Origin of the sequence: Candidatus Pseudomonas phytovorans (assembly GCA_029202525.1) — a bacterium.
Lineage (GTDB): Bacteria > Pseudomonadota > Gammaproteobacteria > Pseudomonadales > Pseudomonadaceae > Aquipseudomonas > Aquipseudomonas phytovorans.
Genome location: CP119325.1, coordinates 4,172,187 through 4,186,238, shown reverse-complemented (window position 1 = coordinate 4,186,238; position 14,052 = coordinate 4,172,187). Strand labels below are relative to the sequence as shown.

Annotated in this window: 18 protein-coding genes and 2 pseudogenes; 9 read left to right on the top strand and 11 right to left on the bottom strand. The window is 61.1% G+C overall.

Annotation, left to right across the window (positions count from 1 at the left end; genetic code table 11):
• Positions 1–23: 23 nt before the first annotated feature.
• The 5 genes from P0Y58_18495 (at position 24) to P0Y58_18475 (ending at position 3,773) form a co-directional block, all read left to right on the top strand.
• The gene (locus P0Y58_18495) at positions 24–146 is read left to right on the top strand and encodes a hypothetical protein (protein WEK28890.1); all 123 of its coding nucleotides are present in this window, start codon (positions 24–26) and stop codon (positions 144–146) included.
• A 103-nt stretch (positions 147–249) separates the two neighbouring features.
• The gene (locus P0Y58_18490; GenBank protein WEK28889.1) at positions 250–1,173 is read left to right on the top strand and encodes a metal ABC transporter substrate-binding protein; all 924 of its coding nucleotides are present in this window, start codon (positions 250–252) and stop codon (positions 1,171–1,173) included.
• Between the two features lie 35 nt (positions 1,174–1,208).
• Positions 1,209–2,087: a manganese/iron ABC transporter ATP-binding protein gene (locus P0Y58_18485; GenBank protein ID WEK28888.1), complete on the top strand. Its 879-nt coding sequence runs from the start codon at positions 1,209–1,211 to the stop codon at positions 2,085–2,087.
• The gene (locus P0Y58_18480; GenBank protein WEK28887.1) at positions 2,080–2,940 is read left to right on the top strand and encodes a metal ABC transporter permease; all 861 of its coding nucleotides are present in this window, start codon (positions 2,080–2,082) and stop codon (positions 2,938–2,940) included. Before P0Y58_18485 ends, P0Y58_18480 begins: the two co-directional genes overlap by 8 nt.
• Entirely contained in the window at positions 2,937–3,773 is an 837-nt protein-coding gene (locus P0Y58_18475; protein WEK28886.1) for a metal ABC transporter permease, read from the top strand. The genes P0Y58_18480 and P0Y58_18475 overlap by 4 nt, the downstream gene beginning before the upstream one ends.
• Here P0Y58_18475 and arfB read toward each other — a convergent pair.
• Positions 3,770–4,183 carry an alternative ribosome rescue aminoacyl-tRNA hydrolase ArfB gene (gene arfB, locus P0Y58_18470; GenBank protein ID WEK28885.1) on the bottom strand — a complete coding sequence of 138 codons (414 nt, stop codon included), beginning with the start codon at positions 4,181–4,183 and terminating at the stop codon, positions 3,770–3,772. The two genes, P0Y58_18475 and arfB, sit on opposite strands and share 4 nt — an antisense overlap.
• A gap of 160 nt (positions 4,184–4,343) precedes the next feature.
• Here arfB and P0Y58_18465 point away from each other — a divergent pair, with 160 nt between their 5' ends.
• Positions 4,344–5,081, top strand: a complete 738-nt coding sequence (locus tag P0Y58_18465; protein ID WEK33356.1) for a TonB-dependent receptor — start codon at positions 4,344–4,346, stop codon at positions 5,079–5,081.
• 66 nt (positions 5,082–5,147) lie between these two features.
• Here the strand turns inward: P0Y58_18465 and P0Y58_18460 are convergent, their stop codons facing one another.
• Positions 5,148–5,690 (bottom strand): AAA family ATPase, encoded by a 543-nt coding sequence (locus tag P0Y58_18460; GenBank protein ID WEK28884.1) that lies wholly within the window; start codon positions 5,688–5,690, stop codon positions 5,148–5,150.
• A gap of 17 nt (positions 5,691–5,707) precedes the next feature.
• On the opposite strand from P0Y58_18460, the gene P0Y58_18455 reads away from it, so the two are divergent.
• Positions 5,708–5,989 (top strand): hypothetical protein, encoded by a 282-nt coding sequence (locus tag P0Y58_18455; protein WEK28883.1) that lies wholly within the window; start codon positions 5,708–5,710, stop codon positions 5,987–5,989.
• Positions 5,990–6,034: 45 nt separating this feature from the next.
• Here P0Y58_18455 and P0Y58_18450 read toward each other — a convergent pair whose 3' ends face one another.
• Together P0Y58_18450 and P0Y58_18445 are read right to left on the bottom strand one after the other, a co-directional pair.
• Positions 6,035–6,499 carry a bifunctional diaminohydroxyphosphoribosylaminopyrimidine deaminase/5-amino-6-(5-phosphoribosylamino)uracil reductase RibD gene (locus P0Y58_18450; protein WEK33355.1) on the bottom strand — a complete coding sequence of 155 codons (465 nt, stop codon included), beginning with the start codon at positions 6,497–6,499 and terminating at the stop codon, positions 6,035–6,037.
• A gap of 6 nt (positions 6,500–6,505) precedes the next feature.
• A pseudogene (locus tag P0Y58_18445) lies at positions 6,506–6,991 on the bottom strand (GrpB family protein).
• Positions 6,992–7,376: 385 nt separating this feature from the next.
• Between P0Y58_18445 and P0Y58_18440 the strand changes: the two are divergent.
• The gene (locus P0Y58_18440) at positions 7,377–7,688 is read left to right on the top strand and encodes a GNAT family N-acetyltransferase (protein ID WEK33354.1); all 312 of its coding nucleotides are present in this window, start codon (positions 7,377–7,379) and stop codon (positions 7,686–7,688) included.
• A gap of 150 nt (positions 7,689–7,838) precedes the next feature.
• Here the strand turns inward: P0Y58_18440 and P0Y58_18435 are convergent, their stop codons facing one another.
• The 6 genes and pseudogenes from P0Y58_18435 to P0Y58_18410 form a co-directional block, all read right to left on the bottom strand.
• Positions 7,839–8,222, bottom strand: a complete 384-nt coding sequence (locus P0Y58_18435) for a MerR family transcriptional regulator (protein ID WEK28882.1) — start codon at positions 8,220–8,222, stop codon at positions 7,839–7,841.
• Between the two features lie 165 nt (positions 8,223–8,387).
• Entirely contained in the window at positions 8,388–8,966 is a 579-nt protein-coding gene (locus P0Y58_18430; protein WEK28881.1) for an NAD(P)H-dependent oxidoreductase, read from the bottom strand.
• Positions 8,967–9,023: 57 nt separating this feature from the next.
• Positions 9,024–9,151 (bottom strand): annotated as a pseudogene (locus tag P0Y58_18425) (arsenate reductase ArsC).
• 112 nt (positions 9,152–9,263) lie between these two features.
• Positions 9,264–10,559, bottom strand: coding sequence for an FAD-binding oxidoreductase (locus P0Y58_18420; protein ID WEK28880.1), 1,296 nt, complete (start codon positions 10,557–10,559; stop codon positions 9,264–9,266).
• Positions 10,560–10,581: 22 nt separating this feature from the next.
• Entirely contained in the window at positions 10,582–11,004 is a 423-nt protein-coding gene (locus P0Y58_18415; protein WEK28879.1) for a Rid family hydrolase, read from the bottom strand.
• 29 nt (positions 11,005–11,033) lie between these two features.
• Positions 11,034–12,173 carry a tyramine oxidase subunit B gene (locus P0Y58_18410; protein ID WEK28878.1) on the bottom strand — a complete coding sequence of 380 codons (1,140 nt, stop codon included), beginning with the start codon at positions 12,171–12,173 and terminating at the stop codon, positions 11,034–11,036.
• 366 nt (positions 12,174–12,539) lie between these two features.
• Between P0Y58_18410 and P0Y58_18405 the strand changes: the two genes are divergently transcribed.
• Positions 12,540–13,748, top strand: a complete 1,209-nt coding sequence (locus P0Y58_18405) for an MFS transporter (protein ID WEK28877.1) — start codon at positions 12,540–12,542, stop codon at positions 13,746–13,748.
• Positions 13,749–13,870: 122 nt separating this feature from the next.
• Here the strand turns inward: P0Y58_18405 and P0Y58_18400 are convergent, their stop codons facing one another.
• Entirely contained in the window at positions 13,871–13,993 is a 123-nt protein-coding gene (locus tag P0Y58_18400) for a hypothetical protein (protein ID WEK28876.1), read from the bottom strand.
• Between the last annotated feature and the right edge of the window lie 59 nt (positions 13,994–14,052).

Here is a 14,052-nt window from a genome sequence, read left to right as displayed (position 1 = left end):
GACCCGGCATGAGGAATACCCAGATGACAGCGTCGCATGTGGCGGATGTGCGAACCTTTCGTGATGCCCGGCTGATCGTGCGTCAGATCCTGCCCGTGAACCGTGTGTTTGCCATCCCTGTGGCAGGTCTGCATACTCCGCCATAGCAAGCCAACTTACAGAGCTCCAGCGTGCCTCGGGCTCTTGAACAAGATTGGCGTACCCACCGTGAACCTAGCCGTTTCCTTCGACTTGCCGTGGAAGTGACGGATGTTTGATACAACCCAGTCCCGTTCAGTGTTATCGCGCCTGGCGGGCGTGATGCTCGGTGTGCTCCTGTTCGCTGCGTCAGCTGGCGCCGCCGAACCGTTCAAGGTCGTGACTACCTTCACCATCATCGCTGACATGGCCAGGAACGTGGCCGGTGATGCGGCTCAGGTGGAGTCGATCACCAAACCCGGCGCCGAAATCCACAATTACTCCCCGACCCCAGGCGACCTGCGTCGTGCCCAGGGCGCCCAGTTGATCCTGTGGAATGGCCTGGGCCTGGAACTGTGGTTCGAAAAGTTCTTCCAGCGCCTGGAGCAGGTGCCTGGGGTGGTGGTTTCCGACGGTATTGAACCCATGGGTATCGCGGCCGGCCCCTACACCGGTAAACCCAACCCGCATGCCTGGATGTCGCCGCGCAACGCGTTGATCTACGTCGACAACATCCGCGATGCGCTGGTCAAGTACGACCCCGCCAACGCCGCCACCTACACACGCAATGCCGAGGCCTACAAAGTGCGTATCGAGGCGACTATCGCGCCAATTCGCGCACAGGTTGAGCAGATCCCGCCCGCCAAGCGCTGGCTGGTCAGCAGCGAGGGCGCCTTCTCTTACCTGGCCCGTGACTTCGACTTGAAAGAGCTGTACCTGTGGCCGATCAACGCCGACCAGCAGGGTACGCCCCAGCAGGTGCGTAAAGTCATCGATACTGTCAGGGCCAATGGCATACCGGCGGTGTTCAGTGAGAGCACGGTCTCTGACAAACCCGCGCGCCAGGTCGCCCGTGAGACCGGCGCCCGGTACGCCGGTGTGCTCTATGTCGACTCGTTGAGCGCCAGTGATGGCCCGGTACCGACGTACCTGGATCTTCTGCGGGTCACCACTGAAACGCTGGTAAAAGGCCTGAGCGAGGTGCATAACCCATGAATCATCCAGGCCCGCTTGCCCCTGAGGTCCGCACCATGAAAACTGCAACGCTCGAACCTGGCATCGTCGTCCAGGGGGCGACAGTGACCTACCGAAATGGCCACACCGCGCTTGAGAATGCCAGCTTCGATTTGCCGTTGGGCACCATCACGGCGCTGGTAGGCATCAACGGCTCGGGCAAGTCGACCCTGTTCAAGGCGATCATGGGCCTGGTACGCCTGGCAGCGGGGTCGATCAGTGTGCTGGGCATGCCCGCCGAACAGGCACTGCGTAAAAAACAGACGGCCTATGTGCCGCAAGCGGAAGAAGTGGACTGGGACTTTCCAGTACTGGTCGAGGATGTGGTGATGATGGGCCGCTACGGGCACATGGGCCCGTTACGCATCGCCCGGCGCGCCGATCATGAGGCCGTGGACGCTGCGCTGGAGCGGGTCGACATGGGCGCACTGCGCAAACGCCAGATTGGCGAGTTGTCCGGCGGCCAACGCAAGCGCGTGTTTCTGGCCCGTGCGCTGGCACAGGACAGCCGGATCATTCTGCTCGACGAGCCGTTCACCGGTGTCGATGTGAAGACCGAGGACCAGATCATCCAGCTGCTGCGCGAACTGCGCGAAGAAGGCCGGATAATGTTGGTCTCCACCCACAACCTCGGTTCGGTGCCCGAGTTCTGCGACCGCGTGGTGCTGATCAAACGCACCGTCCTGGCCCACGGCCCCACCGACGAGGTCTACACCCGGGACAACCTGGAGCGGGCCTTCGGTGGCGTGCTGCGGCATTTCGCACTGGTCCAGGGTAGCGAACAGTTGCAACCACCGGTCAGCGTGTTCAGCGACGATGAGCGCCCACTGATCCTGCGCGATGGGGTGCCGGCTCGACGCGAAAACGCCAGCGATAACGAGGCCCACCGTGATTGAACTGCTCCTTGAGCCTTTCGCCTACGGCTACATGCGCAATGCCCTGTGGGTTTCGGCGTTGGTCGGCGGCGTGTGCGCCTTTCTGTCCTGCTACCTGATGCTCAAGGGCTGGTCGCTGATCGGCGATGCCCTGTCGCACTCCATCGTGCCCGGTGTGGCCGGCGCCTACATGCTGGGGCTGCCGTTTTCCCTGGGGGCTTTTTTCGCCGGTGGGTTGGCCTCGGCCGCCTTGCTGTTCCTGCAGCGCCGCACCCGGCTCAAGGAGGATGTGGTGATCGGCATGATCTTCACCTCGTTCTTCGGGCTCGGCCTGTTCATGGTGTCGTTGTCGCCCACCTCGGTGAACATCCAGACCATCGTGCTCGGCAACATCCTGGCGATCACGCCCACCGACACCTTGCAGCTGGCGATCATCGGTTTGGTGACCCTGGCCGTACTGCTGGCCAAGTGGCGCGACCTGATGCTGACTTTTTTTGACGAGAACCAGGCCCGGGCGCTGGGCATCCGGCCTACGCGCCTGAAGCTGCTGTTCTTTGCCCTGCTGTCGGCCTCGACCGTCGCTGCGCTGCAAACTGTCGGGGCGTTCCTGGTCATCTGCATGGTGATCACCCCCGGTGCCACGGCCTACCTGCTGAGCGACCGCTTCCCGCGCCTGCTGGTGATCGCGGTCAGCATCGGTGCGCTCACCAGCCTGACGGGCACCTACCTCAGCTATTACCTCGATGGCGCGACCGGCGGGGTGATCGTCGTGTTGCAGACCTTGATCTTCCTGCTGGTGTTCGTCTTTGCGCCCAAGCACGGAATGCTGGCTGCCAGGCGCCGCGGGCGTCAGGCACTGGAGGTGCAGTCATGAGTGCCATGGCACTGCTGCTAGAGCCGTTTCGCTTCGATTTCATGGTCAATGCCATGCTGATCGCGGTACTCATCGCCATACCCATGGCGCTGTTGTCCTGCTTCCTGGTGCTCAAGGGCTGGGCGCTGCTGGGCGATGCGATCGCCCACGCGGTATTCCCCGGCGTGGTGATTGCCTACATCGTGCAGATCCCCTATGCCATAGGCGCGTTCGTGGCGGGGATTTTCTGCGCGGTCGCCACGGGTTTTGTCAAAAACAACAGCCGTATCAAGCAAGACACGGTGATGGGGATCGTGTATTCGGGGATGTTCGGGCTGGGCCTGGTGCTGTACCTGAAAATCGAGTCCAGCGTGCACCTGGACCACATCCTGTTCGGCGACATCCTCGGTGCCAGCAGCCAGGACCTGTGGCTGTGCGCCGCCATCGCGCTGCTGACGGCGACCGTGGTCGCGATCAAGTGGAAGGACCTGATGCTGTTCACCTTCGACACGGTACAGGCCCACGCGGTCGGCCTGCGCACCGGCTGGCTGCACTATGGCTTGTTGTGCCTGATCTCGCTGGCGGTGGTGGGGGCGTTGAAGGCTTCCGGGGTGATCCTGGCCATCGCGCTGCTGATCGCACCCGGTGCCATTGCGGCGCTGATGACCCGGGAGCTGCGGCACATGCTGTGGGTTTCGCTGGTAGTTGCCATCGGCTGTGCGTTCATCGGGGTCTACCTGTCGTTCTTTCTCGACAGCGCCCCGGCGCCTACGATCGTGCTGGTGTTCGCGGTGCTGTTCATCGCCACCCTCGGTTATGACTCTGCCGCGTCAGGGGCTGTACGAAAAGCCTAGAACTCCACCTTGCCCCGACCCGCCTTGACAGTGCTGCGCTTGGCTTTTCCTTCGAGGCGGCGGGTTTTCGAGCCGAGGGTCGGCTTGGTGGGGCGGCGTTTCTTCTCGGTCTTGCCGGCAGCGATGATCAACTCGGCAAGGCGCGCCAGCGCGTCAGCACGGTTCTGCTCCTGGGTGCGGTACTGCTGGCCCTTGATGATCAACACACCGTCGCCGGTGATGCGACTGTCACGCAGCGCCAGCAGCCGCTCCTTGTAGAACTCGGGCAGCGATGAGGCCGGGATGTTGAAGCGCAGGTGCACGGCGCTGGACACCTTGTTGACATTCTGCCCACCCGCGCCTTGCGCACGGATGTAGGTCAGTTCGATGTCGGTATCCGGGATATGCACGTTATTGGAGATGGTCAGCATGACAGGGCCCTTGGAATTGCCACCATTATCACAGCCTCCGCCGTTCTACCCAAGTGCAACACGCTCCCAGCGTGTCCGAGGAACATTCCGACTACCCACCGGCAAAGGCAAGCACCACCCATTGGTAGACATTATCAATTACGCATGGTAATTATTCTCTCTGTATAACGCCAGCGCGACGTGGAAAGGCACGTTGCAGAACGCCAGCTACAGCACCTCGTTTCAGCCGACCTCGGGCGTGGCCCAGGACGGCAGCTATTTCAGGCCCACCGAAGGCGAGCAGTACGAGGTGGGGATCAAGTACGAGCCACCGGGCCACAACAGCTTCATTACCCTGTCGGTCTATGACCTGACCCAGAAAAACGTCACCACCACCGATCCGACCAACCCCAGTTTCCAGGTTCAGACCGGCGAACAGCGTTCCCGTGGCATCGAGCTGGAAGGCAAGACCGAGCTGGCCCGCGGCCTGGACCTGATCGCCTCGTATACGTACACCGATGCCGAGGTGACCAAGGCCAACCCGGTGGGCAGCGACGCAACCGCCTACAGCCTCGAGGGTAACGTACCGATCTCGGTGCCCAAGGACACCGCTTCGCTGTGGGTGGACTACAGCGTGCAGGGTGGCCCGCTGGCAGGCCTGGGCATGGGTGTCGGCCAGCGTTATGTCGGGTCCTCGTACAACGCCAGGAACACCGTCAAGGTGCCGCACTACACCCTCACCGATGCCAGCGTTCGTTACGAGCTGGCGCACCTGAGCGAGGACCTGCGAGGGGTTTCGGTGGACGTGAGCGCGAGCAACCTGTTCGACAAACGCTACTTCACGCCGGGCTTTTATGAACAAACCGTGTTTTATGGGAACCGTCGTTCGGTGATTGGCAGTTTGACTTACCGGTGGTGAGCAGGGGTAACGCGGGGGGATCCCGGATGGCAGCTATCGACCCAGAGCGGCCCCTTACCCGAACATTTAATGACCTTGCGCAGCCTGATCAGGCTGCGTGCCCATACTCGCGAGAAAAACCTCGGCATCCCGATTGGTCCGTAGGCAGACCACACGACAACCCGACGGGGCTGTCGCCACCCATCGCTTGATCGCCTCTCGAGACGAGGTTTTAGTCCGCCACATGAACCTGAAAAACTCCGGCAGGTTGGCCAGTAATTCCGGGCAGTTGTCCGGCAAGTCAGGCCGAGATCTACCGCGGTTCAGCATCGTTCTGAGGAGCACGCGCCAGAACCGAAGCGGCGCCGAGCGATCAATCCATATCAACATGTCAGCGCGGGCCAACCGGTTATTCCATGTGGCCGAATGCCCACCTTCGAAAATCCAGCGCTCGCGGGCCTCGACCTCATGGCAAAGATGCGTCTTCTCGTCTCTGCTGCGCTCGACCCACCCTGGCTGCCAATGGATGGTGTCGATATGTACGACCGGCAAGCCTGTGCGCTCGCCAAGTTTACGCGCCAGGGTGCTTTTCCCTGACCCTGGCTGACCAATAATCATCACCCGTTGCATCGAAGCTCCCTCTCGCCATGCCTTCTGAATTCAGGGCGCGCGATTTTACGGCAATGGGCGACGCGATCAACTGCGAGGGAGAGGAAATGATGATTCATGGGCAGTGGTCACCCGAGACCACCGGCACAGCCGGTGTCATCCACAGAGTGAACGCTGTGCTTAAGAAACCGTTTCTTTTTCAGCGGCCGCTTCGCGCCGAAAGCGGCCTGCCAATCGCCGTTTACTCTCCTTGGTCAGTGAAGCCTCTGTTGCGAAGCTTTCCCGAATGGTTCGATGATAGCGAACAGGGTCTGGGTTGATAGCAGCTTGTCTACGTGGGACAACAATCGACCCATTGCAGACACTCATGGACTTTCCAACAGATAAAGTTGCAGGTCGCATCGAGCTTCATCACCTAGCAGACCAACCGTCACCTCGATCCCTGCCCGCCGAAGGATTTCGATTCCTGCTCCAGCATTTCGCGGGTCGGGATCGAGCATTGCGACATGTACCCGCGAAACGCCAGCGCTCACCAAGGCCAACGCACATGAAGGCGTGCGGCCTGCGAACGAACACGGTTCCAGAGTCACGTAAGCGGTCAGCTCGTCAAGACCACTTTCCAGAAGTGAAAGAGCCATCGCCTCCGCGTGATGATCTCCAGGCGGCTGGGTGAATCCGAAGCTTACGATGCGCCCTTCGCGGACAATCACGCAGCCCACCGGAGGGTTCGGCAGGCACGCCGGCAGGGCACGCCTACCGTGGGCTAGCGCTTGGCTCATGAATGCCTTGTCGCTGTCGTCGAACTTGTTTTGATCAAGAGCAAGCGGCATACCGGACAGCGCCGCCCGAATGAATGGCGCCTTTTTTTCTAGATACTCAGCCATCCCACCCGTATTGCTCGACTCCAACTGAAACTTCAGCACTTCATACTGCTGACGGAGCGCGGCATCGCGCCTGAGTAGATCCCTGAACTTCAACATGTCGATGACCGCAAGGTGGTTCCGCGTGCAAACATGGAGTTTGTGCGTGCGAACCCCATCCACATTGCGCCGGTAGAAATGATGCCCATCCGATAGATCACTCCCGCGCACATACCCCAACCCCAGCAACACGCCGTCCCGCGTCTGCGCATCCCGATGCGCTTCAACCTCGATGAGCATATCGATTTCGGGCTTCGCCGCCAGCCCTGGAACAGCCGTACTACCAACGTGGTGGATTGCATAGAGTTCATCGCCGAAGGCCGAGGCAATGCGCGGCTTGTCTGCCAGAAAACGCAAGGGCCATGCTGAGTTGTAGGAAGCGATTTTGCTGGTTAGTGCCATGTCCAATCCTTGGCGGCAAACACGAAGGGCGCCGGATTGTCCCTCAAGCCGAGGGCAACCTCAATGACTGCATTTCGCATGTTGATATCCGCTCAATAACTGCTTTGGGGCGAAAGCCGTCACCTATGACCGGCGGCTTTCGACCCATTGCGGACATTCACCATGACATCTTCTGCGCCTATCAGATCGAGCGCCGCGCGGGCGGCGCTCGATCGCATAGGCGCTGAATTTTTCAAGGCGAACACATCCGCACACCACACTAATCCCAACGCAAGAACCGTCCGCAATGGGTCGAAAGCTGCTGGTCGTGAATGACCGATTTCGACTCCATGCTGTTTGTAGTAGAAGTACAGATTGGCAGAAATAAGCAATGAGAGCCTATGGAATGGCATTACGACTAAGGCAGGCATGCGTGACCGATCTACCGGCCATTTACCGAGGCGAGGAACACTCTATCCGTACTTGGGAGCCCGCGCATGAGGCTTCATGGCGCGATGAACTGGAGCGGCACCTGACGCGGTGGGTAGACAATTTCGACCGCCTGACAGTCGCAGTTGTCGATGATCATTTCGCAGGTTATTCATTGTGGATTCCCGAGGGTTCCTACGCAGAGCTTTGCACCCTTCACGTAGACCCAGGCTATCGGCGCAGGGGGGTGGGAATGGCGCTCCTCAGGCAGCGCTCGTACCTCAGATAGCCTTGCGCACCAGTGCCGATGCAGACAAAACCTGCCTGTTGATACAAGAGCCTGGCAGGATTTTCCGACCCCACGCCAAGCCGTAAAAGGGTGAATCCCTTCTGTTCGGCTTCGAACGCATACCTCCGCACACAGGGCGGCGGTGCGGATTCACCGGGCTTCTTCCAGGTGCTCGAACTGGCATTGTTGCTGAGCATCCTTGAGGCTCAGCTCAAACTCAACCAGGCCGTCATGCACCTGCTGCAAGGCCTGGATCTGCCCCAGCAGTTCCTGTTTTTTGTTATCTATGGCCTGCATGGCCAGATCCCAAGGCAGCTCCTGGCCGCGATGATCCTGCAGAATGACTTGCATTTCCTTGAGCTTGAAACCGAATTGCTGAGCGCATTTGATGAAGGTCAGAAGCTCGACGCTGTGCTGGCTGTAGATGCGGTATTTACCTTCGCGTTGCGGAGGCGGCAAAAGGCCGATTTCTTCGTAATGTCGAATGCTTTTGACGGTGGTGCCCGACAGCTGGGCGGCTTTGCCGATGTACATGAAAATCCCTTTTTTTGACGCATCAGAAGCGAAACGATGTCGCGCGCTCGTACACACGCGCGACATCTTTGCATAAGCTCCAGAGGGCGGGAAACCGGTTGGACAAGGTGTCACGGGAGGGAGACTCTGCAAGGCAGCGCACGGGCACGGCCCAAACGGGGCCGATCAGCGGCTGGCGACCGCCTGGGTTTGTTTGAGCCAGCCTTCACGCTGTTCCGGTCTGGAGCCTGATACCGGACCGAAGGCCAAGGTTTTCAAGGTTTTTATGCCGCAAAACGCCAAGGTGGTCTTGCGCATTTGGTGCAGGCCCGGCATGCGATACACCCAGCGGTAGTACCACGGCGGTGTGTCCATGGTCACCAAAAGGTGAGCCGTGCGGCCCTTGAGCAGCTTGTCCGGGAATGGCGAGCCCTTGCGGTACCTGAAGGCAAAGCCGGGCAGAAACACGCGGTCGAAGAACCCCTTGAGCAACGCCGGAATGCCGCCCCACCAGATCGGGTAGACCAATGTCAGGTGTTCGGCCCAGGTAATGTCGTTCTGTGCGTTGATCAAATCGGGCTCAAGCAACTGGATCTGGTTATAGCCATCGTGCAGGACCGGATCGAAATCCAGGGTGTCCAGACGCAGCAGACGCACCTCATGGCCTGCCTGCGTGGCGGCCTCGACATAACGTTCGGTCACGGCGCCGCAAAAGCTGTCGTTCGAAGGGTGGCCGAGGATTACGAGCATGCGTTTGCGCTTCATGACGAACTCCAGATAATGAAGTGCCAAGGGTAAAGTCTGCCCCTAACGGTAGAGTCAAGCTTTGCCGGCAGCCTTGTCGCAGACGGTGATAACGATGCCCGGCGGGTTGCCTTCGAAGGCATCGTTACCCTGCTGCTCAAGCCCGCGATAGAAATACCCGCCTGCTGCAGGGTTGTGAGGCTGCGGCAGCTGTTGGCTGTGCACACCGGGGGGGAACAATCCTGAACCTGCCCCACGACGTTCACCCTCAGCAGGTACTCAACCGCCGTCGCACGGTCAGCATGTTTTCACCAGGCTTCAGGAAAATCGCTCCAGGCGGTAGGGCATCGGGTCGACCACGGGGGTGCTGCCATCGACTAGATCGGCCGCCAATTGCCCGGCAGCCGGGGAGGTGCCGAAGCCGTGCCCTGAAAAGCCAGTGGCCAGGACCAAACCAGGCAGCTGCGCAACCTTGCTGATGACAGGCAGCGAGTCCGGCGTTACGTCTATGGTGCCAGCCCAGGCTTGCTCGATGCGCGCCTGCTTGAATACCGGCCAGGCGGCGCTGAGATTGTTCAGTGCCTCCTGGTTCAAGGCCCCATTGGCTGCGGGGTCCTGGGTGCGGATCCGCTCGAATGGCGAGATCGAAGTGGGCGCCCAGCGCCGTGCCAGCGCCAGGTCCTTGAAAAATGGCTTGCCGAACGACACCCGCAGCAAATCCCGCTGAGCGCGGAACTGTGGCAGGTAGCGTGGCCCGAGCAAGGCATGGTCCAGGGTCAGGTGAGCATCGAGGGCTCCACGCTGGGTGATGATGAAACCTCCGTCGATGTGCTTGCGGAACGAGAAGTCGGGGCCGCCTACGGCAACGTCGGTCGGGCCTTCCATGGCTGCAGTGCGCAGCACCGAGCAGTTCAGCGGCAACGTCGGCAAGGCGATCCCATGGTTACCCAGCAGGCGCCGCGACCACATGCCGCCGGCCAGCAAGACGTGCTTGCAGCGGATTTCACCGTGTTCGGTCACGACGCCGTCTATATGCCCGGCGGCAGTGGTCAGGCTGCGCACTGCGCACTGTTCGACAATCACCACGCCACGGGCCATGGCCGCTTTGGCGATGGCGCTGCTGACCAGGGTCGGTTCGGCCCGGCCGTCGCTTTCGGTGAAGATGCCGCCGGCCCAGGTCGCTTGCCCACCTGGCACGCGGCGGGCAATTTCAGCGTTGCTCAACAGGCGCGAACCCACCGGCATCCCCTGCACCGACGCCAGCCAGGCCTCGTACATGGCCATTTGCCCGGGTTCCCGTGCGGCGAACAGGATGCCCGCCTGCCGATAGCCGACCTCGCTCCCTACCCGGGCGGGCATTTGCGCCCACAACCTGTCCGCTGCCAGGGCCAGGGGCAGGTCCTCGCGGTGGCGGCTGGTCTTGCGTACCCAGCCCAGATTACGCGATGACTGCTCGCCGGCGATGCGGCCCTTCTCCAGCACCACCACCGGAATGTTACGCTCGGCGAGTGTCAGCGCAGCGGTCAGGCCGACGATGCCGGCGCCGATGATGACCACGGTGGTGGTGCTGGGGTGTTTGTCTGCGCAATGCACCGGCGCGATGACAGGGGACATGGACGGTTCTCCTTGGTACGGGCTAGCGCTGCAGGTCGATCAGCTGGGTAGTGGCGCGGGAAGCACCGCGGTAGGCGGTTACTTCCAGCTCCACTCGGTAAACCATCGCGCCCAGGGGCGGGCAGGTGACGGTGCTGGCCGGATCGATGCCACGGAACAAGTCGCCGACGATCGTCATCACGCTGGCGACATCTTCAGGGTTCTGGATGAATACCCGTGAGCAGACCACGTCTGCCAGGGTCGCATCCACGGCCAGCAGCGCCGCTTCGATGTTGGCGAACACCTGGCGGGTCTGTGCATCCAGATTCTCGGGGATTTCGCCGGTCGCCGGATCACGTCCGGCGGTGTTGGAGACGAAGATCCAGTTTTCCACGGCCACCAGGCGCGAGTAGCTGCCCAGGGTCTCGTACTTTGAGCCGGTCTTGAGTTTGGTTATTTGCAGCATGACTTTACCTCTTCAGTTGGATGGATGAATCAGCTCAGGGCCGGGCTTTCCCACAAGTTGAGGCGGACCCCGACGCCACGCTCCAGCGCTTGGCGGTACACCACCGTGCCCCAGGCCACATCCTCGACAGGCATGCCGCCCACCGACATGATGATGATCTCGTCGTCGTTGCGCCGGCCGGGGGCGACGCCTGCGACGATCTTGCCGATGTCCTCCAGCTGTTCGGCCGGCAGCGTGCCTTCGGCGATCATGTCCATGAACCGCACGCCCACCAGCGGCACGTGGTTGTGCGCGGGTTTGGGCAGCTCCTCGAACCAGGCTTCGTAGAGACCGGTGTTGTCGACCACCTTGCGTACGTCGGCCTGTTCCATGCCGGCGTCGATGCTGCAGCCGGCCGGCATGGCCAGAAATGCGCCGGGCTTCACCCATTCGCGCCTGACCAGCGGGTAGCTGGACGGGTCACCGGTTTCGCCGGAGGTGCAGTAGGTCACCAGGTCCGAGCCACGGACCACAGCTTCGATGCTGTCTACCACCTCGATAGTGGTGATCTGCGGGTAGGACTCGCGCACCCAGCTGATAAAATCGTCCAGGCTTTTCTGGCCGCGGCCCTTGAGCTTGAGTGTGTCGACCTGCGGGCACACGGCCATGAACGCGGCTACGGTAGTCTTGCCCATCACGCCCGGGCCCAGCAGGCCGATCACCCGTGAATCGCGGCGGGCCAGGTGGCGCGCACCGACACCGGGGATGGCGCCGGTCCGGTAGGCCGACAACAGGTTGGCCGACATGTGCGCCAGCGGGGCGCCGGTGTCAGGGTCATTGAGGGTGAACATCAGGATCGAGCGCGGCAGGCCCTTGTCGCGGTTGGCGATATTGGAGCCATACCACTTGACCCCGGCGGTGCAGAAGTCGCCGCCCAGATAAGCAGGCATCGCCATCATGCGGCGGTCGGCCGTGGGCTTAGGCATGTTCGGGAAGGGCGAATCCTTGGGAAAGGTGATCATCGCACCGTGGGAGTCGCTGTTGGGCCCGGCCATGCGGTAGTCGCCGTGGTGGAGCAGCGCAAACATCTGCTCCATGGTATTCACGCAGGCCAGCATGTCGGTAACGCCAGCACGGATCATGTCCTGCTCAGACAGGTAGAGAAAGTCGATTCTTGTAGTTGTGGTCATGGCTTGTCTCGAAGGCATGGGAAAAGCGCCTGCAGCGAAGGCTGCTGCCGACGGTGCTGATTTTAGGAATGCGTCGAGGCGCGCGGCTATCCCGGATTGGTCACGAATGCGAGGGGACTTCAGGCGTAATGCTTGATTGCGTTCAACGCGGCGTTATGAGCTTTTTGGCGCAATGTGGCGAGGGGAGCGCATGGCAGCCATCACCAAAAGTCCGGCAAGGCTGAACATGCCGCGCGCAATCAGGAGTATCAAACTGGACTCAAAGACAGACAGCCATTCACGCAGCGAGCGCGCTGCTGAGCCACTTGCGACACGGAGAGTCGCGTCAAACAGCTGTAGCCTTTACATTCAATCCAGGATCGATCCATGAAAACAAAAACAGCCAATCCGATTGACAAGACATCCGTGTATATCTGCGCAGGCCTGGTTTCAGCTGGCGGAGCGCTGCTGCTCAATGTACTGCCGGTACTTTTCGGCGCCCTGGCTGAGCAGTTCGGCTATGGTGAGCAGCAACTGGGCACCCTGGCCATGGCCATGAACCTCGGTTTCGGGGTGTTCGGCCTGGCCTCGGTGCTGTGGGTTCAGCGCCTGAGCTGGCGGGTGATTTCTTTGCTGTCTTCACTGCTGGTGGCCGTGGCGCTGGTGGGCATGCTGGCCAACCCCGCATACGACACGCTAATGCTGTTGATGGCCTTGGCCGGCGCCGGCACCGGGGCGCTGTATGCCCTGGCAATGACCATCTTCGGTGACAGTGGGCAACCCGAGCGGGCATTCGGTTTCAAGCTGGGCATGGAAACCGTGCCCGGGGCCTTGCTGTTGATCGTGCTGCCGGTGGCGGTGGCGCCACATTGGGGCTTCCAGGGCATGCTGGTCACCTTGGTAATCAGCCTGTTGGTAATGGGTATTGCACCGTTGCCGTGGGTGCCGCGGCGCAGTGCGCGGGGGCATGCACACGCTGGCCAAGCGCAGGTCGTGTGCCGTGAGAGCCGCAGCATCGCCTGGCTGAGTTTGCTCGCCAGCCTGGTGTTTCTCACCGGCATCATGTCGGTGTGGGCCTTTCTCGAATTGATGGGCAAGAAGAGCGGTTTGTCTTCCGACACCATCGGCACGGTGCTGGCGGTGGGCTTCATCATCAACGCCGGTGGCGGTTTCATCGCTTCGTCCATCGGCATCAAAGCCGGCCGCTTCCTGCCGGTGGCAGTGATCATCGCGGCTGAGGTGGCAGGCTTGGTCCTGCTGGCACAGTTCACCTCGCTCACCACCTATGTAGCGGGGGTGATGTGTTTCCTGTTCTCGATAAGCTTCGTGCTGGCCTATACCTTCGGCGTAATGGCTGAGTACGACCTGTCGGGGAGGCTGGTGGCGCTGGGGGCATTGTGCCTCTCTGTGGGCGCGGCAGTAGGCCCGGCCGTTGGCGGCTTGCTTATCGAAACCTACGGATACACGGCAGTGCTGCTGTTCTCCGGTAGCTGCTCGGTCTCTGTGCTGGTGCTGTATGGCGCTGCCGTGCTGCTGTCGCAGCAGGTAAGCAAGCAGGGCGCCGTCGACGCAGCGGTGACATTGCCGAAGCTTTGACAGGCAATTGCGACAGGCAACTGCATCAGACCTCATGAGTATGGTCGCAGACCCATTTGATATTGGACGGCCTCGAGGCACTCGCGAGATGCTGGAAAAATCAAGTAAATTAAGGGTCGCGGCTACCCGGCTGGAAGGCCGCTGAACTGCGCCCAGCCATCGCCGGCGAGCCACGATGGGGTCATCCCGGCAAACGCTACAACCGCCATACCACCATTCAAATAAAAATAAAGGTCTTTGGTCATGCCTGACTTCGCCGAGCGTGCGCTCGCCTGTTGCTGACAGGTCACTGCCTTGTTAACCC